The 1343-nt window shown below is 58.6% G+C and carries 2 protein-coding genes; both read right to left on the bottom strand.

Annotated features, from left to right (window positions below; genetic code table 11):
• Positions 1-92: 92 nt before the first annotated feature.
• Positions 93-539: a MarR family winged helix-turn-helix transcriptional regulator gene (locus DWV16_RS18485; RefSeq protein ID WP_066458312.1), complete on the bottom strand. Its 447-nt coding sequence runs from the start codon at positions 537-539 to the stop codon at positions 93-95.
• Positions 539-1343, bottom strand: an 805-nt coding sequence (locus DWV16_RS19730) for an MATE family efflux transporter (RefSeq protein ID WP_243007372.1), incomplete at its 5' end; no start/stop codon positions are given. The genes DWV16_RS18485 and DWV16_RS19730, both read right to left, overlap by 1 nt.

Here is a 1343-nt window from a genome sequence, read left to right as displayed (position 1 = left end):
CTCGCCCCTCGCTAAAGCTTTTTCTCTACCACCGGCACAGCCGGTGGTTTCTCTACAAATAAAACGAGAGGCGCGGCCAGCCGCGCCTCTCGTTATTTTAGAGCTTCCTCCCCGGCCTTTTGAAAATGGGCGGACAGATTCTCCTTCATCCGCCGGGCAAATGATGCAGCCTGGACAATCTCCTCCTGCGACATCCCGCAGTACAGGATCTCATGCAGCTCGTCAATCACCGATTCCACCCGGGGCCGCAGCCGGAGCGCTGTTTCGGTCGTATAGATATGGTTGATCCGGCGGTCCGCCGGATCAACTTCCCGGCGTACAAGCCCTTTTCCCTCCAGCTTTTTGACGCCGCGCGCGACCGCGCCCTTGTCAAGCCCGCGGTTCGCCGCAATCTGATCTTGTGTCACGCCGGGGAACTGATACGCCTGCATCAGCACCGGGAGCAGTCCGACCTCAAGGTCAAGCTCCCCAAGGCGGCCGGTAAAAAAACGCTGCCCATACCGGTAGAGGATCGAAAGGTCGCGGTTGATCCGTTCCATCAGGCATCGGCACCCCCCTCCTGCGCTTCCCGCAGCTCCCGCAGGACCCTGATCCCGATCACCACCGAAAGCGCGAAACAGAAAACATCTGAAACCGGCTGCGCCATCTGAATTCCCAGAACACCGGCAACCGGAGGCAGAATCAAAACCGCGGGCACGAAGAAGAGCCCCTGCCGCGAAACTGAAAGCAATGTGGCGCGGCCCGATTGGCCAATCGTCTGGGTCATCATATTGTTGAGAATGACCCAGCTCATCAATGGAAAGGTGATACACTGCAGACGCAGTGCGAGCGCGCCGACCGCAACAACCTGCGCGTCCTCCCCGCGAAACAGCGCAATCACTTGCGGAGCGAAAATGAAACCGGCGGCTGCAATACAGACCAATACGCCGACCGCGGCGCGCATACAGAACCAGAATGCTTCCCGCACCCGGTTATAGTATTTCGCGCCGTAATTGAAGCCGCAAACCGGCTGAAACCCCTGCCCGAAACCAATCAGCGCGGATGACGCAAACATATTGACCCGCGAGACGATCGACATCGCCGCAATGGCCGCGTCCCCATAGGCGCCTGCCGCGTGATTTAAAAAGATTGCCGCCACACTTGCCAGCCCCTGCCGCCAAAGCGACGGCATGCCCCCACGCAGGATTTCAGAGAAAAAGTGCCACTTGAAAGTCACCATTTTCCAATGAATGCGCAGATTTCCGCCGCGCGTGCAGCCGTAAAGCAGGATACAGAAACTCACAAACTGGCTGATGACTGTCGCGAGCGCCGCGCCGCCCACCCCCATGTCAAACACAAAGATA

This window comes from Anaerotruncus sp. AF02-27 (assembly GCF_003465835.1).
GTDB classification, from domain to species: domain Bacteria; phylum Bacillota; class Clostridia; order Oscillospirales; family Ruminococcaceae; genus Anaerotruncus; species Anaerotruncus rubiinfantis.
The sequence above is the reverse complement of the archived record's forward strand: the minus strand, read 5'-3'. Positions and strand labels throughout refer to the sequence as shown.